The organism is Hymenobacter tibetensis (assembly GCF_022827545.1).
GTDB classification, from domain to species: domain Bacteria; phylum Bacteroidota; class Bacteroidia; order Cytophagales; family Hymenobacteraceae; genus Hymenobacter; species Hymenobacter tibetensis.
On record NZ_CP094669.1, the window covers coordinates 1,368,795 to 1,394,403 of the forward strand.

20 protein-coding genes are annotated in these 25,609 nt (G+C 53.0%); 6 read left to right on the forward strand and 14 right to left on the reverse strand.

The window, feature by feature from the left end; translation table 11 throughout:
* The first annotated feature begins 341 nt into the window (after window positions 1-341).
* Complete coding sequence (locus MTX78_RS05520; RefSeq protein ID WP_243800645.1) at window positions 342-1,655, forward strand: cytochrome P450; 1,314 nt, start codon at window positions 342-344, stop codon at window positions 1,653-1,655.
* A 36-nt stretch (window positions 1,656-1,691) separates the two neighbouring features.
* Here the strand turns inward: MTX78_RS05520 and MTX78_RS05525 are convergent, their stop codons facing one another.
* Complete coding sequence (locus tag MTX78_RS05525; protein WP_243800651.1) at window positions 1,692-2,792, reverse strand: lipase family protein; 1,101 nt, start codon at window positions 2,790-2,792, stop codon at window positions 1,692-1,694.
* 294 nt (window positions 2,793-3,086) lie between these two features.
* Here MTX78_RS05525 and MTX78_RS05530 point away from each other — a divergent pair, with 294 nt between their 5' ends.
* On the forward strand, window positions 3,087-3,503 hold the full coding sequence (locus MTX78_RS05530; protein ID WP_243800654.1) for a tellurite resistance TerB family protein: 417 nt from the start codon (window positions 3,087-3,089) through the stop codon (window positions 3,501-3,503).
* Window positions 3,504-3,631: 128 nt separating this feature from the next.
* On the opposite strand, the gene MTX78_RS05535 is transcribed toward MTX78_RS05530, so the two are convergent.
* Window positions 3,632-4,330, reverse strand: coding sequence for a hypothetical protein (locus MTX78_RS05535; RefSeq protein ID WP_243800656.1), 699 nt, complete (start codon window positions 4,328-4,330; stop codon window positions 3,632-3,634).
* 222 nt (window positions 4,331-4,552) lie between these two features.
* Here MTX78_RS05535 and MTX78_RS05540 point away from each other — a divergent pair, with 222 nt between their 5' ends.
* Both MTX78_RS05540 and MTX78_RS05545 read left to right on the forward strand, forming a co-directional pair.
* Window positions 4,553-5,179: a class I SAM-dependent DNA methyltransferase gene (locus MTX78_RS05540; protein ID WP_243800658.1), complete on the forward strand. Its 627-nt coding sequence runs from the start codon at window positions 4,553-4,555 to the stop codon at window positions 5,177-5,179.
* A gap of 700 nt (window positions 5,180-5,879) precedes the next feature.
* Window positions 5,880-7,439, forward strand: coding sequence for a hypothetical protein (locus tag MTX78_RS05545; RefSeq protein ID WP_243800659.1), 1,560 nt, complete (start codon window positions 5,880-5,882; stop codon window positions 7,437-7,439).
* 132 nt (window positions 7,440-7,571) lie between these two features.
* Here MTX78_RS05545 and MTX78_RS05550 read toward each other — a convergent pair whose 3' ends face one another.
* From MTX78_RS05550 to MTX78_RS05595, 10 genes are all read right to left on the reverse strand, one after another.
* Window positions 7,572-8,435, reverse strand: a complete 864-nt coding sequence (locus MTX78_RS05550) for a glycosyltransferase family 32 protein (RefSeq protein WP_243800661.1) — start codon at window positions 8,433-8,435, stop codon at window positions 7,572-7,574.
* Between the two features lie 462 nt (window positions 8,436-8,897).
* On the reverse strand, window positions 8,898-9,578 hold the full coding sequence (locus MTX78_RS05555; RefSeq protein WP_243800663.1) for a metallophosphoesterase: 681 nt from the start codon (window positions 9,576-9,578) through the stop codon (window positions 8,898-8,900).
* A gap of 34 nt (window positions 9,579-9,612) precedes the next feature.
* Entirely contained in the window at window positions 9,613-10,020 is a 408-nt protein-coding gene (locus tag MTX78_RS05560) for a hypothetical protein (protein WP_243800664.1), read from the reverse strand.
* Window positions 10,021-10,190: 170 nt separating this feature from the next.
* A complete protein-coding gene (locus MTX78_RS05565) occupies window positions 10,191-11,015 on the reverse strand; it encodes an alpha/beta fold hydrolase (RefSeq protein WP_243800665.1) in 825 nt (274 codons plus the stop codon).
* Window positions 11,016-11,184: 169 nt separating this feature from the next.
* Window positions 11,185-12,198 carry a hypothetical protein gene (locus tag MTX78_RS05570; RefSeq protein ID WP_243800666.1) on the reverse strand — a complete coding sequence of 338 codons (1,014 nt, stop codon included), beginning with the start codon at window positions 12,196-12,198 and terminating at the stop codon, window positions 11,185-11,187.
* Between the two features lie 120 nt (window positions 12,199-12,318).
* Window positions 12,319-14,130, reverse strand: coding sequence for an ABC transporter ATP-binding protein (locus MTX78_RS05575; protein ID WP_243800668.1), 1,812 nt, complete (start codon window positions 14,128-14,130; stop codon window positions 12,319-12,321).
* A 209-nt stretch (window positions 14,131-14,339) separates the two neighbouring features.
* Window positions 14,340-15,134, reverse strand: coding sequence for an alpha/beta fold hydrolase (locus MTX78_RS05580; RefSeq protein ID WP_243800670.1), 795 nt, complete (start codon window positions 15,132-15,134; stop codon window positions 14,340-14,342).
* A gap of 365 nt (window positions 15,135-15,499) precedes the next feature.
* Window positions 15,500-16,786 carry a M20/M25/M40 family metallo-hydrolase gene (locus tag MTX78_RS05585; protein ID WP_243800672.1) on the reverse strand — a complete coding sequence of 429 codons (1,287 nt, stop codon included), beginning with the start codon at window positions 16,784-16,786 and terminating at the stop codon, window positions 15,500-15,502.
* 172 nt (window positions 16,787-16,958) lie between these two features.
* Window positions 16,959-18,575, reverse strand: a complete 1,617-nt coding sequence (locus MTX78_RS05590) for a SusD/RagB family nutrient-binding outer membrane lipoprotein (RefSeq protein ID WP_243800674.1) — start codon at window positions 18,573-18,575, stop codon at window positions 16,959-16,961.
* Window positions 18,576-18,585: 10 nt separating this feature from the next.
* Window positions 18,586-21,804, reverse strand: a complete 3,219-nt coding sequence (locus MTX78_RS05595; protein WP_243800676.1) for a SusC/RagA family TonB-linked outer membrane protein — start codon at window positions 21,802-21,804, stop codon at window positions 18,586-18,588.
* A gap of 559 nt (window positions 21,805-22,363) precedes the next feature.
* Between MTX78_RS05595 and MTX78_RS05600 the strand changes: the two genes are divergently transcribed.
* Entirely contained in the window at window positions 22,364-23,950 is a 1,587-nt protein-coding gene (locus MTX78_RS05600; RefSeq protein ID WP_243800677.1) for a M28 family metallopeptidase, read from the forward strand.
* 133 nt (window positions 23,951-24,083) lie between these two features.
* Complete coding sequence (locus MTX78_RS05605) at window positions 24,084-24,296, forward strand: hypothetical protein (RefSeq protein WP_243800678.1); 213 nt, start codon at window positions 24,084-24,086, stop codon at window positions 24,294-24,296.
* Between the two features lie 107 nt (window positions 24,297-24,403).
* Here the strand turns inward: MTX78_RS05605 and MTX78_RS05610 are convergent, their stop codons facing one another.
* A complete protein-coding gene (locus MTX78_RS05610) occupies window positions 24,404-24,637 on the reverse strand; it encodes a hypothetical protein (protein ID WP_243800679.1) in 234 nt (77 codons plus the stop codon).
* Window positions 24,638-24,827: 190 nt separating this feature from the next.
* Complete coding sequence (locus tag MTX78_RS05615) at window positions 24,828-25,436, reverse strand: DUF4468 domain-containing protein (protein ID WP_243800681.1); 609 nt, start codon at window positions 25,434-25,436, stop codon at window positions 24,828-24,830.
* Window positions 25,437-25,609: the final 173 nt, after the last annotated feature.

Genomic DNA, 25,609 nt, shown 5'->3' on the forward strand with positions numbered 1-25,609 from the left:
CAGGTGCATCGTCTTTACCACAGGCACTGAACAGGAGTAGGCTAGATGCTAATAAGTAACTGTGCTTCATATACAGAAGAAAAATAAGGCATTGTATGGCTTGCAGGATAGCGCAGCAAAATACAATATTCTCTGCGTAGTAGGGCTAAAGCGGCCTGTTTTGTAGCATTCTGCAAGGACGCTGTAGGCTAGGTATGAAGGCTAACTGACACCGTTATTTTTAAGCGAAAAGTGACCTCCAAGTGAGAGGGAAAGCCTATAGTTACCAAGCTCGTCTGCATCCTGCTAGAGGCTAAGTCGTAGGAAGGGGGGCCGGCTCACTAGCTACCCGGCCTTTCCTTATGCCACAAATCATTCGCGACCCTAAGTTCGACAGCACGTTAGATGTGCTTCGCCAGGGATATACCTTCTTATATGACCGCAGCCGGAAGTTCGATTCCGACATTTTCCAGATTCGTTTGATGGGTATGAAGGCTATCTGCCTGCATGGGCCCGAGGCTGCGGAACTGTTCTACGACCCAGAATACTTCATCCGCAAGGGAGCCATTCCACGGCGGGTGCAAACCACCCTGATGGGCGTGGATGCTATCCAGACGCGAGACAACGGGGAGCATCGTTGCCGCAAAGAGCTATTCATGTCGCTGATGACGCCGGAAAGCCGGCAGCGGCTCATGGGGCTGCTAGCCAAGGAGTGGCAACGGTACGCCCAAAAGTGGGAGCAGATAGAGCAGGTGGTATTGTTCAACGAGGTGCAGGAGATATTGTGCCGAGCCGCCTGCGCCTGGGCTGGCGTGCCCTTGCAGGACGAAGAAGTGCCGACCAGGGCGCGGGAATTTGGCAACATGGTAGACGGGTTTGGCGGCGTTGGTCCGCGGCACTGGCGCGGCAAGCAAGCCCGCATACGTGGGGAGAAATGGATGCGCGGTATTATTCGGGCTATTCGCGCTGGCGAGCTACAACCCACAGTAGACACGGCGGCCTACAAAGTGGCCTGGCACCGGGAGCCCGACGGCAAGCTGTTGGATGTGCAGATGGCTGCTATTGAACTGATGAATGCGGTGCGGCCCATTGTGGCTATTGCCACGTACATCACCTTCGCTGCGGTTGCCTTGCACGAATATTCACCGTATCGGCAGCGGCTGCGCAATTCCTCGGAAGACTACGCCGAACTGTTCGTACAGGAGGTGCGGCGCTATTTCCCGTTTACTCCTTTTGTAGGAGCCATTGTCCGCGACGATTTCACGTGGCACGACTTTCACTTTCCCAAAGGCACAATGGTGCTGCTGGATGTATACGGCGCCAACCGCGACGAGCGGTGGTGGCAAGACCCGGAAGTTTTCTGGCCCGACCGGTTTCGCCACTGGCAAGACAACGCCTACGATTTTATCCCGCAGGGGGGCGGCGACTTTCTTACTGGCCACCGTTGCGCTGGAGAGTGGATTACGATTGAAGTTATGAAGCAGGCCGTGCATTTTCTCAACGACGGCATTACGTATGATGTCCCGGCCCAAGACCTACGCTACGACCTAACTCGTATGCCGACGCTACCTGCCAGCGGCTTTCTTATGACTCGCGTGCACCGGACCGGCAAAGCAGCTCCAGTTGCTGCTGCTGCCCCCGCAGCCACCGGAGGATGCCCGTTTCACCACGGCTAAACAGGTACAGACAGTGGTAGGTAAGACAAACGTTGCTCAAGGCAGCTTCTCGGCCAGGTAATAATAGGGTTCAAACAGATGATGGCGGAAGATCTTGCCTTCCTCGTCGGGGAACAGTTGGTAGTAGGGCTTGTCGGCGGCTAGAACAATGGTGGAGCCGGTCCGCACGTAGTGGCTGCTTGGGTAATAGGAGGAGGGCTGGTAGCCCGGCAATTGCTTGGTTACCTGCTTGCCTACCAAAGTGCCTAGGTATTTCTGGTAGGCCCGTTGTGCCTTGCGGGTTGGGCGCTCCAACTGGTTGTAGAGGTAGCGTAGCACCAGGCGCTGAGAAAACTTCTGCTTACCAATTGTGTGCTTGGCGCCTACAAAAGGATTGGTTGGATTGAAGTCTTGAATGGTCTGGATGGAAATAGGTACTTCTGGCACCCAGTCGGCGGAGTTTACCACGTTGCAGGCCCAACTCCCTAGCGCGGTCTGGGCCTGCGCTTCGTAGTCGTAGGCGTAATAGAGGTTACCGGGTTTGGGGCCAGCACTGCAATAGGTCTTCAGCCTGATGTCAGCGGGAAGCTTTTGTTGGCGCTGCAGGGCGCGCACATGAGAGGTAAGTAAGTAGGCAATGCCACCTCCCTGGCTATGCCCCATCACCACAACATCCCGAATGCCCCGGCGGTAGCAGGAGTCAAGCTGCTGCACAATGCCATCGGAAAGATAAGCCATGCCTAAAAGCCAGCCGGCGTGCACCGCTGCCTGCGGATGGCTAGACAATTCGTACGGAAAAGTGCGGGACGGCGAAAGGCGTAGCTCCCCCTTAGCAGGCAGCATGGCCGCATAGAAATTCTCCAGCCAGCTAACCGAGTTGGCCGTGGTGCCCCGGATGCTTACCACCGCTACCGAATCGGGGCTGGTCCACAGTTCCCAGCTGTTGTCGAGGCCGAGCACCGGGGAACGGTAGGCTCTGCGAAATCGGCTAGGACGCGGAATCTTGCCGAAAAACGACGTGTCGGCCATGCGGGCGTGCAAGCGCAACAGCTCCAAGTATTCGGCCTTCTCGAAACCAGGCCGCAGGGGACGTGCCTGCGCAACTTGCGTTAGGGCAAGCAGCGCTACTAGCCAGCAGAGTAGTGAGGATGGTTTCATATGGCCAATAAGAGGAGGTATGCGCAAGCAGCTACTTACTTAGTGCCTGCTTTCAGCTACATAAAGCCTAAACAAACGAGCTTGTTTTTAGGGAAGTCCGTGGGGGAGAAGCTTGAAACCAGCAGGATGTTGGACTTCATCCAAGGCTATACGGGCGCTGCTCAGTTATAGGAGAAGGATGCGGTAGCGCATCTCAACCGTAGATTATAAGCCAATAACCTTCCCGAAAAGGGGCCGTTGAATGGAATTACTATCGATAAATCAAGCAACTCCCATTCTCAATTCCCCGGCGCTATGCAGTCGCAACATTCCCTCGAAGACGTATTAAACACGCAGCAAAAGAAGTTGGCTTTCTTTCAGAATCTGATGTTGGTGGCCGCCGCCGATGGCCAGCTAGACGAACAGGAAGGACAGTTTCTGGTGCAAATAGGCGACCGGCTTGGGTTGTCGGCTAAAGAAGTGCAGCCCATTGCTGACAACCTGCAGGTGCTTAGCTTTATAGTGCCATCAGAAGGCATTCAACGGACTTTGGAGCTGCAAACGTTGGTGCAGATGATGTTGCAAGACGGCGAAATTGACCCGCGCGAATATGGCCTCTGTATGGAGTACGCCAACCGCATCGGGTACAGCAAAGGCATTCTGGACGACATGGTGAGCCAACTGACCGGCAACGGACCCGTGACCAACCCGAACCCACCAACTGTAAGCTAACCGAAACTTCGGAAGCTACGAACACCATACATCCTGCTTCGTGGGCTTACTTCTGGACGTACTGCTGCTGTCAGTGCACCTTCCAGGTAGGCCTACGGAGCAGGATGTAGTGTTTAGGAGTACAGCGGTTAGTTTTCTTCTTCAACTAGCGCATCGGCCTGCGTGGTGGCTTCATAGGAATCTGCGTATTTGAAATCGTCCAGCCAGTAAGCTGAACTCACAACTTCTAGCGTGATACTGGAGGCTTCTTGTTTCACGGTGCGAAGCTGCCACACAATGTCTTTTGCTTCGGGAAAACTGGTGCCTGCTAGCTGCTCTCCGAAAAGGCGTTTGAGCAGGGTATTATCGGGCATGCCTTGGGCCAGCAGGCGCAGAAGCGGAGCCTCGGGTTGCGCTTCGAACAAGGATATACTCTCCGCGTCTTCCGCGGTGAGCTGCACTTGAAACTGAACTGCTTCAGCCCGCGGGAATTTGCCGTTGTAGGCTTCGTAGAGCAGTTGGGTGGCTTTATAGAACCCTTGGTGCTGGCTCAGCTCAGGGTTTTCTTCCCACAGCTTTTCGGTAAGCATCTGGTGCGCTAGGTTCTCGATTTGACCACTAGTGAGCTGCTCAGAGAAAAGGTAGCCAAGAACGAGTTGCGCCGCTTCAGTGGGCTCCAAGTCGGTCAGTGACATTAGGCACATGGCTTTGAGTTCGGCTGGCTCTATTTCGTCGGGATTGTCGTAGCCGGTTTCCCGCAACAGGTCTTTGTAGTCTTGGTTTTGCCAAGAATCGGGCAACTCAGTGAGAGAATCAAAAGACAAACGCTCTACGGTGAAGTTCTTCATGGAGAATGTAAACGGGTTGCAGCCATTGATGGCCATTAAAAGGCGCTGTAGTTGCGCTTTATGCGCTGTTTACGACTGAGCTCAATAAATACACATGTTATTTTGAGAATAAAGCCTACGAGCACTAGTTCAGCTTCCCGCTCAAGCGGAACGAGCGTATATAGTAAGCAGGCAATTTTCTATTTTGCAGCCCACCAGTGAGCTTATAAAGCTGCCAGCATCATGGATATTCAGCAAGCGTACAATGCCTGGGCTGCCACCTACGACACGGTCCGTAACAGAACGCGCGACTTAGAGGCACATGCCATCCAAACGGTGCTGCACGACACTACTGCTGAGGAAATACTGGAGCTAGGCTGCGGTACGGGCAAGAATACCGCGTGGCTAGCCTCCAAAGCCACCCACGTCACGGCCGTAGACTTCTCGCACGAAATGATGGCCAAAGCTCAAGCGAAGTTGCCCTTGCCTACTATAACCTACAAGCAAGGCGATATCACGCACGGGTGGCACTTTGTGGAGCAGCCCGCCAACCTTATAACGTGCAGCCTGATCTTAGAGCACATCCAAGACCTCGGCTTCGTCTTCGGGCAAGCCTACCAGGCACTCCACCCCAATGGCCTGCTGTACATCGGCGAGTTGCACCCATTCAAACAATACCAAGGCACAAAAGCCCGCTTCGACACCGAGACAGGCTTGTTTGAACTAGAGTGCTACGTGCACCACTTGTCCGACTACACCGAAAACGCCCGCCAGCACAACTTCACTTGTGTAGCGCTGCAGGAGTGGTTCGATGACGACAACCGCAGCGGGGTACCGCGCATAGTCTCGTTTCTGTTCCGAAAAGGGTAGCTAGCCTATAGAACTGTTCGCCTGGCAGCTTACGCCTATAGAAAATGTCGTTGAGAGTGTAACGCTATGTGGCACGGATAGAAATTCTTGCCCACCACGCGGCGGTACGTGAAAAATTACGTCACCACCTAAAACTCGATGCCAAGCTACTTTTCTGTTTAACAAGCCCGAGCAAAAGCCGATGTATCGTTATATAAGCAACGTAAAATCCTCAAAGAGACGCTGATATAAGAACAGCGCAAGAATACAATACAACTAGCTGGATTTATATTATCGAGCTTACATGCGCGGCAATAGATTTTAATTTGGCAACTACAGGTTGTGCAAACTTCTTGATATGTTCAATTTTTAATTGGAATACGTACATTGCACCGCTGCTACAGGTTTGGCTCCACCTCTTGCCTAGCAGCACTATCAATACAGACAGACAACGCCCTTCCGCAGGACAATAGGTCCTGTACCAACCTTGTGCCATGCGCAGGGCTAGGGACTTGCATTCCATAACGGGCCAAGGCAGAAAGTTAAGGCCACCCAATACTTCTTACCGCAACTTCATCACTATGCCTTGTTGCTGCTGTTGACTAGCCCGATAACCCTAAAATTCACTTTCTGCATTGCAGGCGTGTCATTCACTACGCTTCCCTGCAATTCGTTTGTGTGTTAAAATACTTTCAAAACACCAACCATACTTCTCTTTATTTTGAAACCCTCTAATAATTTCTGGCTCTTTTTCTTTATTCTACTCTGCCTGCACGCAATTATTGTTTGTACTATCGATTTTTTTCCATTTGCAGATGTGCCTAGCCACTTGGCAGAAGGCGCTATTTACAGATATTACAATGAGACCTCTAATCAATTCAATCAGTATTACACTTTAAATTATCTTTTCTATCCCAATACATTTCATTTATTCTTTTTCTCTCTGCCTATCTTCAGTGATGTAGAAATTGCTAATAAAGTATTGCATCTCGTTCTCGTTGTTACGCTGCCGGTGTTAGTGCTACTGATAATCAAGGAGCTACAAGGGAATAAATGGTTTGCAATTATCTCCTTCATTCTAGTTTATAATTACAATCTCACTTTCGGGTTCACAGGCAATGCCATAGCCAACAACGTAATACTACTGATCCTATGGCTCTGGCTGCGCACTATTAATAGAAAGTCGAATCATCTCATTAAGATGGTTGCCATATCTGTGCTGTTGCTTGTCGTGTATTTCTCGCACGCTATGGTAGCCTTGTTTGGTATGATGATGGTTGGTTGCTTTTTATTATATAGATACAAGAGCGACTTTAAAGCCCTAGTGTTGAATTCGTTTGCGGCAGTGCCGTTGGGGTTGTTGGTTGTGTACTGGTGGTTTGTTCTGCAAAAATCAGCCGAGAAAAGTGCTGGCTTTACCACCCAAGAGACATCCACCGGGGCGTTTATGAAAGAATATTACCAACATGAATTCTTACAGACGTTTTTGGTTAGAGCCAAGTTTATTGTGGCAGATAATGCACAATTGTTTGGTGGGCCACTCGGAAAAATAGTAGCTCTCCTTTTGGCTTTCATTATCCTAGTTCCCTTTATAGTGTTTTTATATAAATACAGCACCGCTAAAGCAACTACAGATAGGCAGAGTTTATATCCCGCTGTAGATGAAAAGCTGATGTATATTTTCATTCTTCTTGCAGTAAGCTGCTTCTGCTATTTCCTGTTGCCTCAGCGCATTCCTGGTCAGGAACCGCTGTATGAGCGGTTTTCCACTATTGTGCTGTTTGCTCTTATTTTTATTGGAAGTAAAGTGCCGCAGGTGGATAATAAACTGTTCGGTTATGCGGCTACCCTCGTTGCATTTGTGCACTTAGCGCTTTGGGGCCAGTATTTCTATCAGTTTGATCAGGAGAACGAAAACTTCTCTAGCGTGTTGCCGCAGGATAACACCAAAACTCTTTCCTATATGAACTATGATCCTAATTATAGAGGGAGAATGATTTATGACCACTTCCAAAATTACTTTATCACGCGAAGCAAGGGCATATCAACCACTAGGATAATTGATTATAGATTTGGTATGATCAGAAGAAAAGAAAGCGGCGGCCTTCCTTACCAAGGCTACATGTACAACAAGGAGAGCCCAAGGAATATGATGTTGAAGTCTGATTATCTGTTGGTGAGAGGCGATATTGCTGCCAGGGACCAAAAACTCTTAGACTCACTAAACACCTTTAAAATGGTGAAAAGTATTAATAAATGGCACTTGCTGGAAAAACAATAATATACGGCAGTTGCTTAGCAGGCTATTTCTAAAATAGTTCTGCGGGCACGGTATCCTGACGCCCGCTGCAATTGCGCAACAAGCGTCAGGATACCGTGCCCGCAGGAAAATATATGACTGGTGTCAGGATACTTATCTGCCGAAAATCAAGTGCTTGCTTTTCTTGACAATACTGTACAGCTGAGCCGGTAGTTTATGCTGCCATTTCATGTGCACAATAGTTTCAGTTAAAAGAGCGTAATTCTTTTTGTAAACTACTTTGTGCGAAACGGTCTTGTAAATATTATAGTCGAGACCTATAACAGATTCATTTGCCACTGCCCGGTAGGATGAGGTAGGCAGCAACGGGTGAATGGCCAGTGTGTAAGCCAGCGGGCCGGTTAGCCTCAATACTCCTATGCCGCCTGTGCCGTGTAGCCACGGGCGGTAATTATCAATGTTGGTAAGTACGGATTCCAGCACTGCCTTCAGGAACGGGTGGCCGGGAGCAGCAATAACGTGCCATTGCTGATACTCACCGCCCTCGATGTGCGCTACCTCTGCCGATAGGCCATAGCCGGCGTATGGTTCACCCGGCTTGTTTTTCCACTGAGCCAAAATGTATCGGTCGTCTGGACGCAGCACCTCATCGAGTGGGCGGAGGCAGGTGCTTTTAATATCCAAGTACACGCCACCGCGTTTGTACAACAGCAAATAGCGAAATAAATCGGCTCGGGCTGCGCCATACCTAGGGTTTATGCGTTCGTAATAACCAAGTATTTTAGGTCCATAATTGTCTTTTATGAATTCTACTATATCAGCATCATCATAAATAATGTATTCCCAGCCTGGATTTATTTTTTTTAGATTTTCAACATTGCTCTGTAGCTCAGGCGTCAAATTCTTTGTCATGAACGTCTGGTGAATCACACGCGGAATAGCAGTGCCTTCGTCCAGCAGAGGCAAGTGGGAGTGTTTGCCATTGTATGTGTTAGGAGAATCTGCTGCTTTCGTCATGACTGTTTAAATGAAATTTGATGCGCCTAGCCAATTACTGACCGGCAACGATATTGTAAATCCTATGCAAAGAAAAGACGCAAAAGGAGTAAGAAGCTACACACAGCAGGAAAACATGCTGCGCCTTGTTATTTAGTAACGATGGAGGTGGCTGTTTGTCACAAGGACCACACTACGGTAGCACGCCGCTCGTGGTAGCAGACTCACTGCTTGTGCTACTTGCTAGGAGTAGGACTCACGCGACCAAGTCCTAATTCCTAACAGGCAACAACGGGCTGCTCTAAGTGCCTGAAATCCGACATACACAGCTCCCGACAAGCAATGGTGGTGTTGAGGCTGAGGCACTCATTGCGTCGTTGTCATTGCCAAAGAAGAGCAGCCAAAACGAGGGAGACGCCACTATATGAACGCACTCCGGTCCTGAACCGGGCGTTGGCTAGCCATGGCTCAACTCTTCATATTTCAACGCCCTTTGATGCCGGGGTACAGGTCCTGCACAATGTCGCTTTGCACAAATTCCTTGGTACGAACATTCATCAAACTCAGGCAGCCGCTGTAAGCAGCGCCTTGGTCGAGGTTCCATACGTTGGCTTGCTGATAAGGGACTGTGCTGGCTGGCCAAGTGGGCGTGTGGCCAATAAAGCATTCGTTGTAAGCCGTAGCTTCTAGCCCATACCGCCACAATGTGCGCGACCAAACAAGGTCGTAGGGATCTTGCTCGGCAATAGGGAGGGTGGGGTCATACCCGGCGTGCACGTATAGGTTGCCGGCTTCGTCTTCAAAATAGGGGAGTTGCTGGCAGAAAAAGTCAAGGAAATGATGCCGGATGTACTGGCTCGGATGACGTTGGTAAGCTTCATAAGTGGCCTTTCCGCCTTGGGTGTACCAGCTCCTGTCTAAGTCAAGCAGCTTCGGTTGAGTGGCCATCCATTCGGCTGTCCACCAGTCGTGGTTGCCTTGCAGCCAGATGCTCCCCGGAATAGCTAGCAGCCGCTCTACGCACTGCGGGGTTTCGGGCCAGCCATCGGCTACATCCCCTAAGTGAACAAGCCGGTCGATGCCAGGGCGGAAGGGGCTGCGCTCCAACACTTGCTCTAGAGCTTTGAATGCGCCGTGAATATCGCCAAGAACGTACGTTTCCATGAGCGTACTACGCAGGCAATGCTTGCTTAGGATACTACTGCTGAGCGCGTAACCAGTCCTGTGTGGTTTCTAGCGTGTCGAAGAGATAAATATCCAGCTGGTCGCTGATGCGGAACTTCAAATCTTCGATGGAAAGCTGACTGAAAATATCCGGCGACACCACCTGCCCGATAAAGCGCAGACCTTGCTTGATAATGAGCGGCGTCCAGACCTGCTGAATCCATTCGTTGGCATCGGTGAAAGTGCCGACAAGGTCGCGGTGGTCGTTGAGTAGCTTGGCGCAAGGTGTCTGTCGTAGCAAGTCTAGGTACGTCAGGCCCCCGTCCATTACGGTTCCGAGGGTCTGGCGGCCATACCAACGGGCATGAATCCAGTCTTCGACTTGGTTGTACTCTATGGTGAGGTATACGCTTCCGTCTCCTCGCCGCAGGGAGTCTATCATGTGAGGGGTACTAGGTAAAGGTGTATGCCGCCCGGTTCAGGCAGACATGGTTGCAAATAACGGCGCTCCTCCGCTGAGAGTTGTAGTAGGCTGCGTCTTTGCCACGAGCAAGCCTGAGTGCAAGTGCCGCCGGGCCCGGTTGCCACACCAGACAAGCACGCACCGGAAGTTTAGCGCGAAGGGGGCAAGATGGTGCGGGCCTTGAAAAACGTATCCACCTTTTCGTTGAACTCATTGGCGTGCTCGTGCAACGTGGCGTGGCCGCTGTTGGGCAGTATCCAGAGCCACGCGCGGGGCAGATTCTGGTAGATAGCCACCGTATGCTCGGGGCGAATCACGTCCCGGTCGCCGGCAATAATGAACGCCGGGGCCTTGACGTTAGCCAGCGCCGATAGTGGAATGTGTGGATGCCGCCAGTCAAGCAAAAACACCTTCCAGTCGTTTTTGCGACCGGCGTCGGTGAAGGTTTGCGTGCGGCCTTCTTGGTAGCCACGCTTCATTTGTTGCCATAGTTCCGGCGTTAAGGCCGTGGAATCGGGCCAGAGGTTGGCGCCGGTGGCAGCCAGCCGTTTCACCTTTTGCGGATGCCGCAGCGCCAGCACCAGCGCCGTGATGCCCCCGTCGCTCCACCCGAGCACGTACGCCGAATCGAGGCGTAGCTGGGTGAGCAGGGCAGCACAATCATCGGCTAGCATCTCGAAACTCAGCGAGTCGGCGCGGTCCACGGATTTGCCGTGCGCCCGGCTGTCCATGGCAAGTACGCGGTAGTGTTTGGCGAAGTAGGGAATGGTCTTGGCGAATTCCTTGCTGCTGCCGCCGTTGCCGTGCAAGAGCAGCAGGGGTGGGCCAGCACCGTAGGCTTCGTAGTATAGCTTCACGCCGCGCACCGTAGCGTACTTGCCAGCAGCGGGGTTGTTGCCGTACGGTACCGCTGTTTGCCCCAGCGCCACTTGGCAGACCAACAGCAAAAGCGCAAACAGGGAAGTGCGAAGCATGGGTACGGGACTGGATAACAAGCAAAAAGAACGTTGTACTGCACTTGCCAAAGCATTTTCACCACAGCGGCAAACCCGTTGTGAACCGAAATAGGCTTAGCGCGGTGTAGTTGGCAAGCAACCGCAGTACAACCGCTCTAGCTGGCGGAAACCGTAGCCTGGCAAGCCCTTACTTCTTCTGAAGATACAGCAAAGTCGATTGGTTGGACGGGCCGTACTTGTCGTTGATTAGAAAATAGCCGCCCTGGTAAGCAGCCAATCCTTCCCAGTTGTAGGCCATGTATTCCTTGGGCAGCTCAAACAGAGGCTTCCAACTCACTTTGTCGCCTGTGTAGTGTAGGCTGATGAGCCGGCAGTAATTCTGGTAGCTGGCACCGTCGCGGATGAACCGGGTGTTCGGGTCGTTGGCCGGGGTGCGGTACACGCTGTCGTCTTTGCCGCTGTAGAAGTAGTTGATGGCAGTGAAGCGGTTTTTGCCTTCGTACACCAAGTCCGTTACGCGGAAGGGGAGGCGGGCCACTGGCACGTACTGCGGAATATCGGGGGGGCTGGTCGCGTCGGGCAGCTGGAAGGCGTAGTTATCGTGCGCGAAGTAGTTGTACTCGAAAAGAAACAGCAGGCTTTTGTTGTAGCCGGTGGCGGCCTCAAACCCCGCGTTGCTGATGTGGGACCCGTCGGTGAGGGCTGGTTTGGCGAGCGGCACCAGATAGGTGGTGTCGATGGTGATGGTAGCGTTGGTTTCGTTGAGCAGCCCCTTGATCAGGTAGCAGTAAGCGGAAGGCGTGGTCGTTTCGACAGTGAAGTAGGCCGTGTTGCCAACCATGGTCAGGCCTTCCAAGCCTTCATACTCCTGGCAGGCCTCGTCCATGCGAGCTTTCATCTGGTCGAGGTTCTGGATGCTGTATTTTCTGTAAGACACTTCTGCCGACTTCTGCGCTAGTTGTGCGTCGATGCTGGCCATGTCCAAGACGTACACTTTGGCCTCGGCGCGCTCCTGCAAGCGGCTCTCAGAAAGCAGCAGCAGGTGGTTGCCGTACCTGAATAGCCCGGAGAACTGGTTGTTGCGGTCGGCAATTTCTTGGGGCAGCGTGATGGTGTGAGCAGTGAAGGCGGGCTTTTGGGCGCTGGCAAAGGCCGCTTGCAGCACTAAAACAAAGAAGGCAGCGCGTTTGAGGCAGGGCATCTGTTGGCAAGACAAGGGGTACACGCCGACATAAGAACGGCTCGGCGCACAAAGGTCGCCACCGACGGAATAACTACGACTTATACAGTGTGTTTCACTGGCCATTTCAATCACCATTTCTTACGCTGCCGTGTCGCCTACCTCGTCTTCGTCGTCTACCATCACACGGGCCAGCTTCTCGATGTTGAGGCTGCGGGCCGAAGCGTCGAAGATTTCGCGGTAGGTGCCGCGCAGGTCGTAAAGCTGCTCATGGGTGCCGCTTTCCACCATGCGGCCTTCCTTCATAACGTAGATGCAGTCGGCATCCACAATCTGAGCGAGGCTGTGGGAGATAATAACTACGGTGCGGCCCTGCTTGATGGCGTCGAGGGAATTCTTGATCTGCTCGGTGGCAATGGCGTCGAGGGAGGCCGTGGGTTCATCCAGAAAGATGATGGGCGGGTTTTTGAGAAACAAGCGCGCAATGGCAATACGCTGTTGCTGCCCACCCGAAAGCTGCTGGGCGTCGGCTTCATAGTGCTTTGGCAACTGCATAATTTGCTCGTGCAGGTAGGCCTGCTTGGCAGCAGCTTGAATCTGCTCGAAGGTGGCGTCCATTACGCCGTAGCGGATATTCTCTTCGATGGTGCCCTTGAAGATGTGGTTTTTCTGGAGCACCAGTCCAATCTGTTGGCGCAGGGCGTGCGTGTCGTAATCGGCCAGCGGCTTGCCATCAAGGAGCATCTTGCCGTGGTCGGGTTGGTAGAACTTGCAAAGCAAGTTGATGATGGTGCTCTTGCCGGCGCCGCTTAGGCCCACTAAGGCCGAAGTTTTACCGGCCTCAATGGTTAGGCAGACATCATGCAGCGCCTGGGTGCCACTGGGATACGTGAAGTCAACGTTGCAAATCTCGAAGGTGCCGCGCAAGTGGTCGGGTTGCAACTGGCCAGTCGGTTCCACAGCGTCTTGCGCGTCGAGGATATCAAAGAAGCCTTCGGAATACGTGAGGGCGTCGTTCATCTCGTCGTATATGCGGTGCAGTTGCCGGATGGGCGCCGACACGTTGTTGAAAAGCAGAATATGGAACATGATGGCCCCAATAGAAATCTGCCGGTCCAGTACCAAGTACGCCGTGAGAATAATGATGAGCACCACGCCTACCTGCTCGGTAAACGTTTTGAGGCCGTCGAAGAGGAAGTTGGTTTTGCGGGTTTGTAGCTGCGCATCTTGGAGCTGTTGTTGTACGCCTGCCTGTTTTTGCTGCTCGTAGTCTTCGCGCACAAAGCTTTTGATGACCACTGCCGAGTCGATGAGGTTGACGAGGCCTTGGCTTTTGGCTTCGCGCAAGCCGCGCAGAGCTCGGCGAGTACCATTCAGTTTGTCGGCTTGCCGGTAGCTGATCCAGAAATACAGCGGCATGATGCATACGGCCACGAGCCCCACATACATGTTGGCCGTGAACATGATAATCAGGGCCACTATCGAGTTGGCAAACAGCGGCAGAATATCGATAAAGAAATTCTGCACCAGTTTCATCAAGCTTTCCACGCCCCGGTCGATGCGGGTTTGCAGCTTGCCAGTCTGGTTGCCATTGTCGGAGTAGAAGCCGAGCTGGTAGCTCAGGATTTTGCGTACCGCATCCTGCGAGAGGGTACTCGACACGTTGATGCGGATTTTCTCGCCGTAAAACTTCTGCCCGAACTGGATGAAGGTGTTGATGATTTCCTTGCCCAACAGCAGCCCGCTCACCAGCAACAGCAGGTTGGCGCCCTCCACCAAGCCCTTGTTCTGGTTTAGCAGGCCCTGCACGGTGTCCACGGTGTAGCGCAGCACAAACGGGTTGACCTGGGCCGCCAACGACCCTATCAGCGTCAGCAGCAGCGTGCCGATAACCAGCGGGCGGTAGGGCCGGACGTAAGGGTAGAGGCGCTTGATAATCTCCCAAAGGCTCATGCGTCGGTAGCGGCTAGTGTGGTGGTAGCCGGTTAGACGAGCTTCTGTTGGAGGAGGTTATTTGCAGAGGCGTAGCACGGTCGTTTTTGCGGGCGAGTACAGCCGTTAAAATCTGCGGACGGATGCAGGCTGCTCTATCTTTTCATAGGGTAGCGGCATGGCACCTTATACAAGCTTCGTTGGCATAGAGGGCTCTGCCGCCACTCAACCTACGCTGCCATGAACGCCTCAATAGCCTCTAGCGTCTCAAACGGGGCGCTTACGTGCGGGCAGTGCCCATTAACCGGCAATGTGATGAGCGTAGAACCAGGAATGGCTGCCTGCAAAAAACTGCCTACTTCCAAGGGGGCAATCAGGTCTTGGGCGCACTGCACCAGCAGGCAAGGCGTGTGCAGCTGGCTTACATCAAGCCGGTTGTCAGACAAAAACGTGACGCGAGCAAATTCCTTGGCAATAGTCGGGTCGTTCTGGCAAAAGCTGTGCGCTAGGTCAGCGGCCAACGAGGGGCGGTCAGGGTTGCCCATGAGAAAGGGAGCAAAATGCTCGGCCCAGCCCATGTAATCCTTTTCCATATATGCAAGCATGGCCTCCACATCGGCCCTTTCGAAGCCACCGTAATAGTCGGGCTCGTTGAGGTAATAAGGAGAAGGGCAGAGCAACAAGAGCTGCTGAAACAGGCTAGGATTTTTGATAGCAGCCAGCATCCCAATCATGGCTCCCACCGAGTGGCCGACTATCGTTACGTTGGTTAGTTGCAGTTCCTCGCAGATGGCCAGCACGTCTTGCGCGTACCCATGGAGCGAGGCGTATTTCGCGGGCTCGTAATCTGATGCGTCAGAGGAGCCAGCTCCGATATGGTCGAAAAGCACCAACCGGAATTGTTTGGACAGAGCGGGCAAAACAAAACGCCAAATGCTTTGGTCGCAACCGTAGCCATTCACGAACAGAAGTGTCCGCTGCCCTTGGCCGATTACGTGGACGTTATTGCGTTCTAGCACGTTCATACAGTGATAATATAAGTTTCTTACTAGTAATTTATAGTTAAAATCCTGTGGAAAGTTTCATTATGTCAAAATAGGACAAGCGCTGAGAGGTAAATGCTTTTGTGCACCGCACTAGAATGGTCCTGATTCAAAATGGGAGTGCTGGTTCAATACGCAACGGGTCCCTAATTCGCTGAAACAGGCCAAACGGAGGATACGGCTCCTAGGCAGACCAAAAACCGTCTTTGATGATTCTACCTGTCGAGCTAAGTAGAATACGGCAAGCGCGTAGCGGCATATTTGCTTTCAGAGTAAACAGCGCAGGCATGAGGCTGAATAGCTTGGTTTTCCTCGCTATATGTGCTGTTGTACTGCCGAATTGTACCTTATCGGGTGAGGCGATAAATCATCAGGGCGGCGCGCTGCACAAGCAGGGGGAATTCCTTGGTGTTGAGCGTTTCGCCGGGGGCGTGAGCACCTTTTCCTGAGGCACCTAGGCCGTCGAGGCAATCCAGGTACTGTGCCACCAGCGAAACGTCGCCGGCGCCGCGGGAGCCAGGGTCGCCGGCTGTTACGGGCCCGAAGCCTAGGTCGCGGCTCACGTGGTCAGCGAGGGCGGCGAGCTTCTGGTTACCGGGAGTGGGCGGCATACCGGGTAGGTTGTCGGTAAAGGTTATTTCGGCGCGGGTGTTCGGTAGATTGCGCGCTACGATCTCGCGCATCTTGGTGCGGGCCTCTTCTTTCTGCTTTTCGGTCAGGAAACGCAAGTCGCCCGCTACGGCCACTTCCGGCGAAATAATGTTGGTTTTGCCTGCCACCTCGCCGTGGGCCTTTGCCACTTCGTACTTCACTTCCGAGCCGCCCACTATCAGGCCCGGATTAAACGTCAGATACTGCTCTTGGCTGAGCTTCTCCCGAAACTCGTTCAGAATGCGTGCCGATTCGAAAATAGCTCCGTAGCCAACGTTGGGTTTAAATATGGTGGAGGAATGACCCGCCTGCCCGTACGTTTTAAGCTGCCAACTACTAGAGCCGCGCCGTGCCGTAGCCACCGAGTGCAGCCCCGCCGCCGACTCGAACGCCAAAGCCACATCCGACTCCTTGGCTTTGGCAATGAAGTCGGCGCGACTGGCTTCGCCTTCTCCTTTGCGCTCTTCGTCGCCGGTGAAATACGCCGTGATGGTAGTGTTGTCGAGCAGGCCATTTTGCTGCAAGGCTTGTAACGCAGCTAGCATCACTACGTCGCCGCCTTTCATATCGTTGACGCCTTGCCCAGTGGCCGTCGAGTCGTTGAGTTGGGTATAGGTAGTGAAGGGCATGTCCAGCTCGAACACGGTATCGAGGTGCCCGATCAGAAACAACTTCTTGCCCTTTTTGCCTTTGCGTTGGGCCACCAGATGGCCGGCGCGCTGCATAGCCGGAGGCATGGCTACCCATTCCGTTTTGAACCCAATGGCGTCGAATTCCTTCCGCAAAATGGCTCCCACTTCCTGCACGCCTTTCTGGTTGAGGGTGCCGCTGTTGGTGTTGACTAATTGCACCAGCAGCTTCTCGCTCTGCGGCATGTTTTGCTTCACCGAGGCAATAATTTTTTGTTCGGTGGCCGAGAGCTTTTGCGCGTTGGCCGTAAGGCTGCACGCTAGCGTGCAGATAAGCGTAAGTTGTTTTCTCATGAGATAAGTCAGCTTTTCAAGCGAGGCACAGTAGCATTTGTTGGGTTCCATTCCGCTATTTGCACACGGCGAATGGGGTGGCGGTACCAATACAATGTACTAAAGCCTGTTATACAGGCACGAAAAAGGGGATTGAATGATTCAACCCCCTTTTATTCCTCTGTACGCCTTGTTAGTCCATCACGTCCCAGAAGATCTTAGACGTGAATTGATTGATGTTCTCTGGGATATTAGAGAAGTTGGTGCTAATCTCAGTTTGCGGGTACAGCAGTCGAACGGGTAGCTTATCGGCCCGTGGAGAGCTAGACTGCAGAGACGCCGGAAACTTCGGGAAAGTGGTGCGTCTATACTCGTTCCACGCTTCAATAGCCGTGACGGAGTTCATAGCCAGATATTTCTGGTAAATGATTTTTTCCAGCTTGCTAACAGGACGAGTTGTACTGCCCGCCGGAACTCCCAAGGTGGTGGTGGCTGCATCCCAATCGACCAAGCCATTCGTGGTGTTTGCCGTCAAGTACTTGGTGTAATCAGCTACGGCGTTGGCCGATACGTTGCTGGTAGTGGCTGCGCGACTAGGGGCCGGGGCGTAGAAATACACAAACGAAGCTCGAATACCGTTATTGAAATCGGTTTTGGCACCAGCGTCGCCTCCAGTCAGGAAGCCTCTGGATTTAGCTTCAGCCTGTAGAAAGTAGCTCTCTGCAGCGAGCATCAGTGGTGTAGAAGCATCAAATCCCTTCAGAATACCGCCGTAGTCTTTCCAGCGCGATATTTGCGTACCCCCTGGTAGGGGGTTTGGGTCGCCCAACACAACACCTTTGTACTTGCCATTGAAAGCGCCAGCAGTAGCCAACACATATAGCTGCGATACCCGAGGATCACTGTTCTGCTCGTACTGATCGATGATGTACTGCGTACCAGCCTGGTAGTTGCTCTGGGCAATACGGGCACCCGCAGGGTTTGCACGGTAGGCGTTCCAAAAGGGGTTCTGCTTGCCAGCAGTCTGCAAATACCCTGGCTGTGCTGCTACATCGGTAGTAGTAAATCCTTCGGGCGCCAGCTGTGCCTGTAGTTTGGTCATTTCGGCTCGCACATAGCCATCCAATGCTGGAACGAACGACTGACGCAGCAGAATACGGAGCTTGAGCGTATTAGCGAACCGAACCCAGTTGGCCATGGTACCACCAAACACAATGTCTTCGGGGCCTACAGCAACGGCATTAGCGCCGGGAGTTCTAATGGCAGCAATGGCTTCGTCGAGCTTAACTACCAAATCCTTATAAATGTCTTCCGCTTTGTCGTATTGCGGGGCGAGAATGGGCGTGGGCGAATCAGATTGTAGCGACTGGGAATATGGAATATCACCGTATTGATCGACCAATAGCTGATAGTTCAGCACCTTCATGATCTTGCCAATCGACGAAATGTACACCAGCCCTAAGTCCGCACCGTTCTTCTCGATGTTGTCGTAGTCCTTGATGTTGTCGTACACCGATCCCCAAAGTCCTTGCTGATACGTGCTGCTGTAGGTGTAGGTGCGTTCGGGGTTGTAGCCGTTAACCGTACCCGTTTTGCCCCAGTAGCCGGCCGTCCAGCTGCCGTACGTGTTCAGCGTAAGGCCATAGTTGTCAGCAGTTACTTTCAGCGCCTGAGCCAGAATGGCGTTGGGAGTTGCTGACTCCAGCGTTAAGCTGTTAGGGTTTTCGTTGATGTCGAAAAAGTCGTCGCCGCAGCTAGTCGTGAGAGACACGAGTACCAGCGCCGCCAGAAACTTACTTGTATTTTTCATTGCTGTTGAGTTAGAAGGTGGCGGACAAACTGGCACCGTAGAAGCGAGTTGGAGGCGTCTGGTCGGAGTTGTTGATACCGATACCGTTGCCACTTGTGAAGCTGAATTCCGGATCGGTGAACTGGTTCGCCTTGGGAACCCACGTGTACAGGTTGCGGCCGTACAGGTTAAGCGTTACACCCTTGATAAAGCGTGCGTTGTCTAGCAATGAAGCTGGTAAGCTGTAGTTAAGGGAAACCTCCCGCAACTTGAAGAAGTCGCCTTTCGTGACGTAGTTGTAGGCTATGTTCCGGTTGTAGGAACTGTTGGCCCAGAACTCGGCGCCCCCAGGAGTCAGGTTTTCGGTGTTGTCTACGTAGGAGCCGTCAGGAGCCTGTATCGACGAGTTCGGCATCACAAATGGTTCGCGGCCGGTAGAGGCGCTGCGGGCCGAAGCACCTGTGAAGTCCATTGTGGCGCCGAGGCCGTGATACACGGAATAGCCAGTCCGGTATTCGGCTTGGGCGGCCAGCGTAATGCCCTTGAACGTGAGGCTGGTGTTGAAGCCGTACTTGTACTTAGGCAGCGTATTGCCAAACGTAGTAAGCTGGCTGGCCTGCGAAGGAACCCACCCCTGACGCTGGTATGTAGAGCCATCCGCTGCCTTGGCCGGGCCAAGATCCACGAACGTTAAGATCACGCGGCCCTTGTCATCACGAGCGTAGTCGGTGCCCTGAAGTACCGGATACGCCTGTCCTGCAATAGCATATACTTGTGCGTCTCCACCCGTCGTGAGTGGCAACTGCGTCGTTTGGTCCGTGATTTTAAGAACCTTGTTATCGTTGTAGTTGAAATTCGCTCCCACCTTCCAGGTTAAGCCATTCTCTGCTTCCACTGGTGTTACATTCAGGTCCATTTCCACGCCGTTGTTCTGCACTCTGCCGGCGTTGAGCAAGTAGTTGGTGAACCCACCCGACGGGGCAATGTTGGCGTTGATAGTTTGGTTGATGGAAAGCTGGTAGTAGTAGGTAGCTGCCAAACTGATCCGCTGCTTCAGGAAGCTCAACTCGGTGCCTACTTCAGTGGAGTGGGTAAACTCCGGCTTCAGATTCGGTACGATAGTTTGGTTGCTGAGCGTATAAGACGCTGCCGACCCAAACGGATACCCGCTGCCCGGGTTATAAACAGGCTCGATGCTGTAGGCGCCGAAGTTGTTGGCAACGCCGCCAACAACTCCACCCAAGTTTACCTGACCTACTTTAGAGTAGCCACCACGGAGTTTGGCATAGTCGATGATGGCCACTGACTTCAATGCCGGCACAATTTCCGTCAGCACCACGGAGGCGTCTACGCTAGGGTAGAAATAGGAGCGGTTTTCTGGGCTCAATACAGAAACCTCTTCCTGACGGGCCGAGCCGTGCAAGAACAACATGTCTTTGTAGCCCAACGTCAAGTCGCCGAAGAAGGCAGCTTGCCGATACCGGTACCGACCTTGGCTGACAACGGCTTCGCCTATCCGGTTATTACCTACGTTGAACACGCCGGGTACCGACAAGCCGTTCGCGGTGGCTGCCAGAAACTGGGAGTTGTTCATCTGAACGTTATTGCCCAGAATTCCTTTCAATGAAATGTCACCGAATTGCTTGACAATGTTGACAAACAAGTCGGAATTGAGGCGACTATTGTAGCTGTTGAGTTCCGTCACGCCACCAGCAATGTTGCTTCGGGAGTTGATGGGCCGGCCGAGAGTGTACGCTGTGTAAGTGAATTTGTCCAGCCAGTTCTTGTTGTCTTGGTTGATGTACGTCAGGCCAACCCTGTATTGTGCTGACAGCCAATCATTGATTTTGTAGCCCAGATCAATATTCCCAACCAGTGTGCTTTGGCGAATATTGCGTCGGTTGATATCGAGGGTGAAGTAAGGGTTGGCGTAATACTCGTTGTAGTAGCCGTTGGGGTTGGCAAACTCATTGTTCTGCCAGTCTCGGTAGCTGGTAATCGGAATCAGAGCCGAGGTATTAAGCAATTGGTCATACACGGAGCCATTGCCTTGGTTCACCTTCACTTGCGCAAACGAAACGTTCATGCCCGCAGAGAGCTTGTTCATTTGTCGCGACGCATTGGCCCGGAATGTGTTGCGGTCATACTGGTCTTTCGGCAGTACGCCCTTGTTTTTCGCGTTCTGGTACGATACAAAAATCTTGGTATCCTTGTCGCCGCCCGAAAACGAGACGTTGTTTTGCATCTGGTAGCCGGTGTTGAAGAAGTCTTTACGCTCGTTTGGCCGGGCTTTGTACTCGATGCTTTGGATGTTACCGTCCGTGGTTTTGTAGCCTAGTTCCCGGATAGAGCCATCGTACCGGTCGCCGTACTGCTGGTTCTCGTACGGCGAATACTCCCGAATCCACTCCGAAGAACCCGGCCCGAACTCGTTTTGAGTTTTCGGCCAGAAGTTGATTTGCTCTAGCTGGGAAGTGTGCGAGAACGTAACACTGGGGGTTGTGCCCCCTCGTTTGGTGGTGATAATCAACGCCCCGTTGGTGGCCTGCGAACCATAAAGAGCGGCAGCGTTGGCCCCTTTCAGAATGGTGATATCGGCGATATCATCAGGGTTGAGCGCAGTTAACACATCCTGCGTGGTTTGCACCCCATCAAGTACAACGAGAGCTTGGTTTTCACCAGTTATAGAGCGGGTGCCGCGTAGCGTGATCCGTACGCTCGGGTTGATACCGTTGTTAACGGTCTGAATCTGTAAGCCTGATACTTTGCCGGCCAAGCCATTCGTGACGTTCGTCACGCGGGCTTGGTTTAAGTCCTTTGCATCAATGGTGGAGGTGGCATAGCCCATTTCTCGTGCCTGACGCTGAATGCCCAGTGCCCCCGTCACAACCACTTCACCAAGCTGCTTGGTGTCGGCCCCCAGGCCGATATTAATAACTGCGGCATCCCCGATGGGCCGTTCTACAGCACCGTACCCAATCGAGGAAAACGTAAGCACGGTAGTGCCGGCCGGAACACTAATTGAGTAGCCACCATCGGCATTCGTTGACACGCCAATGGAGGTGCCTTTAGCTAATACAGTAACTCCCGGAAGCCCTTGACCAGTGGCCTGGTCAGTAACCTTACCTGAAATTGCTCTGTTCTGGGCCATCCCCTGCTGCAACAGGCTGATAGTCAAAACAGAAGTCAGAAGTAGCTTTTGCTTCATGCGCTTGTTTTTTTGGTGAGTGAAAATGATTGTTGGAAACATGCAACTGTACAAGTATACAGCAGATGCATCATTAAGTAATCATTAAAATACGCCTGTTTATTGAAAAAAATATATAAACAAGGCCGAGTATTTTAATTTTCAACAAAAAAATGATGGTATTAGTGCCATATTGTTAACAAGCGGCAACAGGCTATAATGCTATCGGTGTACTTACATACTTGTTGTTGCGACGTTTCACGAATAGGTGTTACAACGCTGGGTTGCAGGTCGAGTCAATCGATTGCAATTCAAGCTGCTTGGCCAAGAGCTTGCGAATTGTTTGCAGAAAGCTGCTTTTGTTAGCGAAAATTGATAGCGCTATCAATAACACAGGTGCACCTTCTACAACATAGCATCCTGGTTTAATTACATAGAATGAGTACTGCAGAGCACAGCCAGCATCATCTGTTTCTTGCATATCGATTGGGGTGCTTACAGCGAAAACTTTTTTAGTTAAGCAGCAATCCTATTTTAAATAGGTAGAATGCAGCACTCAACGCAACGAAATACGAATTGCTGGTACTTTAGCTTTCAAAGACTCTCTCACAAACAACCTTCTATGAACTCACTACGACTCCTCACTCTATCCGCTGGTTTTGCGCTGGCGGCTCCCGCGCTTGCCCAACAAGCTGCCGAAAAGGTAGATCAAGCTGCTATTGCCAAAATAAAGGATGAAGGTTTCAACCGCTCCAAGGTGATGGAAACGGCTTTCTACCTCACCGATGTGTGCGGCCCCCGCCTGGCAGGCTCCGACGGCTTGAAACGCGCCTACGACTGGACCAAAACCCGCCTCACCCAATATGGCCTTACCAATGCCAACCTGGAGCCGTGGGGCGAATTTGGCCGTGGCTGGGACATTGAAAAATCGTACGTAGCCATGACGGCGCCGTACTACCACACCATGATCGGGGCCCCCAAAGCCTGGACGCCCAGCACCAGCGGCACCGTGAAAAAGCAAGTGGTGTATGTGAAAGCCACCACCGAGGCGGAGCTAGACAAGTTTAAAGGCCAGCTGCGCGACAAAATAGTGGTGACGGAAGTGGCCACGCCCCCGAAAGAAGGATTCGAGCCCGACGCCAAACGCTACACCGACGAGGAGCTGAAGACAATGGCCGCTGGTGCCGCCCCCGCCCGCCCCGCTGCCGCTGGCACCCCAGCCACTTCCGAAGCTGACCGGATGGCCACTTACCGGGCCCGCCTAGCGCTGCGCACCAAGATGGGAGAGATGATGATGGCTGAAGGGGCCGCCGCCGTGCTAAGCACCCGTGGTGGTTCGCAAGGCACGTTCTTCACTTCGAACGGCGCGCCTTACGCCCCCGACGCCAAGCCCGTACTGCCCGAAATAGAAATGTCGCCCGAAGACCAGTTGCGTATCATTCGCTTGGTAGAGGCGGGTGTGCCGGTGGAAGTGGAGATGGAAACCAAAACCCGTTTCCAGACCCAGGACCTAAAAAGCTACAATGTTATAGCTGAAATTCCGGGCACCGACAAAAAGCTGAAAAGTGAAATCGTGATGCTGGGTGGCCACCTCGACTCCTGGCATGCTGCCACCGGCGCCACCGACAACGCCGCCGGGTGCGCCGTCATGATGGAGGCGGTTCGCATCCTGAAAGCCAGTGGCTTGAAGCCGCGCCGTACCATTCGAATTGCCTTGTGGAGTGCCGAAGAGCAGGGCTTGTTCGGCTCGCGCAACTACGTGAAAAACCACTTCGCCGACCCCGCTACCATGAAACTATTGCCCGAGCATGAGAAACTGGCGGCCTACTTCAACCTAGATAATGGTGGCGGCAAAATCCGCGGTATCTACCAGCAAAGCAACGAAGCCGTAGCGCCCATCTTCACCGCGTGGCTCCAGCCATTTGCCGACCTGGGTGCTACCACCGTCACGCCCCGCAACACCGGTGGCACCGACCACTTATCATTCGACGCAGTGGGGCTGCCCGGCTTCCAGTTCATTCAGGACCCACTCGACTACGGCACCCGCACCCACCACACCAACCAAGACACCTACGACCGGTTGCTGCCCGAAGACCTGAAACAGGCCTCCGTAGTAGTGGCTTCGTTTGTGTACCACGCTGCCACGCGCGACCAGAAACTGCCACGCAAGACCTTACCTACGGCTACCGCCGCAGCCAAGCCCCAGTAGGTCATAGTGGTAGACTAAGAACATAGAGTTACCTTCGTGGTGCCCGACGACGTAAAGAGCCTCTCGGACAATGTTCGTGCTGCGGCACCACTACAGCACGAACCCTTTTAATCGCTCTTCGCGTTGCTTCATTATGTCGACACCCACAAAACGCCCTCGTCCCCGCAAAGCCAGCGAAACCGCTGCGCCTCCTGTCTCTCATGCCGATCAGCTTCTTGCGCTACACTCGCGTGAGGAAGGCAAAACGGTCATGTACAAGCAGGATGCTTGGGGCCATGTTGAAACGCGCTTCGTGCGCACCCAGAATGTAAAGGCCTGGGAAGCCAAGGGCTTTTTCGTACGCTAAACCCGAAACTGCTTTACGTGAAAAGCCCCGACATCGTCGGGGCTTTTTTTATGGGGTTCTGCTTGCTTTGTGTGCGCAAGCACTACGCTTGGCCTTCTCCTCACATTTCAGCGCCGCCGATACCGTTGCTCAGCGCGGGTGGCTTGTTTGGGCGTGGCCGCTGGCTCATCCGTTTTGCGCACGTGCAGCAAGGGCGCAGCGCTTTTCAAGCCGGCTTTGGCAGGTCGGCTCTGGTTGGTTTGGGTTAACGAAGCTTGCTGCCATTCCTGGAAAGCTTCTTCCACCATCCAGCGGATGTGCGGAAAGCAGAGGTGAAGGGAGGAGTAAGGCTGGTCGGACATACCGTGCGTTTTTACAGTAAAAACTGCCCTAGCTGCAAAGCCAGTAGCTTCCGTACTTGTACTCGCTTTTCCAGAGGGGGGTTGTAGCTCGACCTTAAAGCAAGGCCCAGAAGCACCTTACTAATTGGCTAGCTACACTTGCCTGTCTACTAAGAGGCTGCCTGCCTAAGCGTGCCATGCGGAGTAGGTGTTACCAGTCTTGTTCTGAGGCAGTGGCCAAGGCCGTCGTCAACGACTTCACTATTTCGCCCATTTGCTCCTGCACAGCGGCGGCATAGGGATTCAAAATAGGTGCAGGCTGCTTCTTGACAACAGAAGAAGTTCTCGAGGCTTTCGGAACGACTTTTTGAGGACGTGGCTGTACCGTTACCACGGGTGCCTTCTGCACAACGTGCGTGGCTTGCACCAAGGTCAGCGTATCTTGCTGGTTGGGCAAGTCAGTGAGCCGGTACTGATACTGGCCATCTTGGGCTTCGAGCGTGAATACAAACCAAACGCGGTGGCTACGGCCTGGCGCCCCAGCATTCCACTTCACGCGGGTGGAGCCTTTGCCAACCAGCGAACCAGCCGCCGTATTGGTAAGCATCAGCGGATTTTCGGCGTCGATGAAGTGAGCGGCAAACCACGTTTTGGCGCGGTTTTGCAAGGCAGTGCGGGAAACACCAGGCACTTGTACGACGCCTTGCTTGGTTACTTGCGGAAGAAGACTATCCGCCGCTGATGGTGCTTTGCTGGGGGCTAGCTGGGCCTGCGCCACGCTGCCGGCAAGCAGACAGAACGAGAGTAGGATGGTTTTCATAGGGTCCAAACATACACACGCTAAGCGAAAAAGTATATTTCATCCCATTATTTTGCAACATCCAGCAGCTGTTATTCGTAGCGAAACCCAGAAATAGCAAGCGCCCTTTCACTATATAAGCTCCACGGTACAGCGCTGTCAAGACCTCTGTTTGAAGCTGACAAATAGCACGT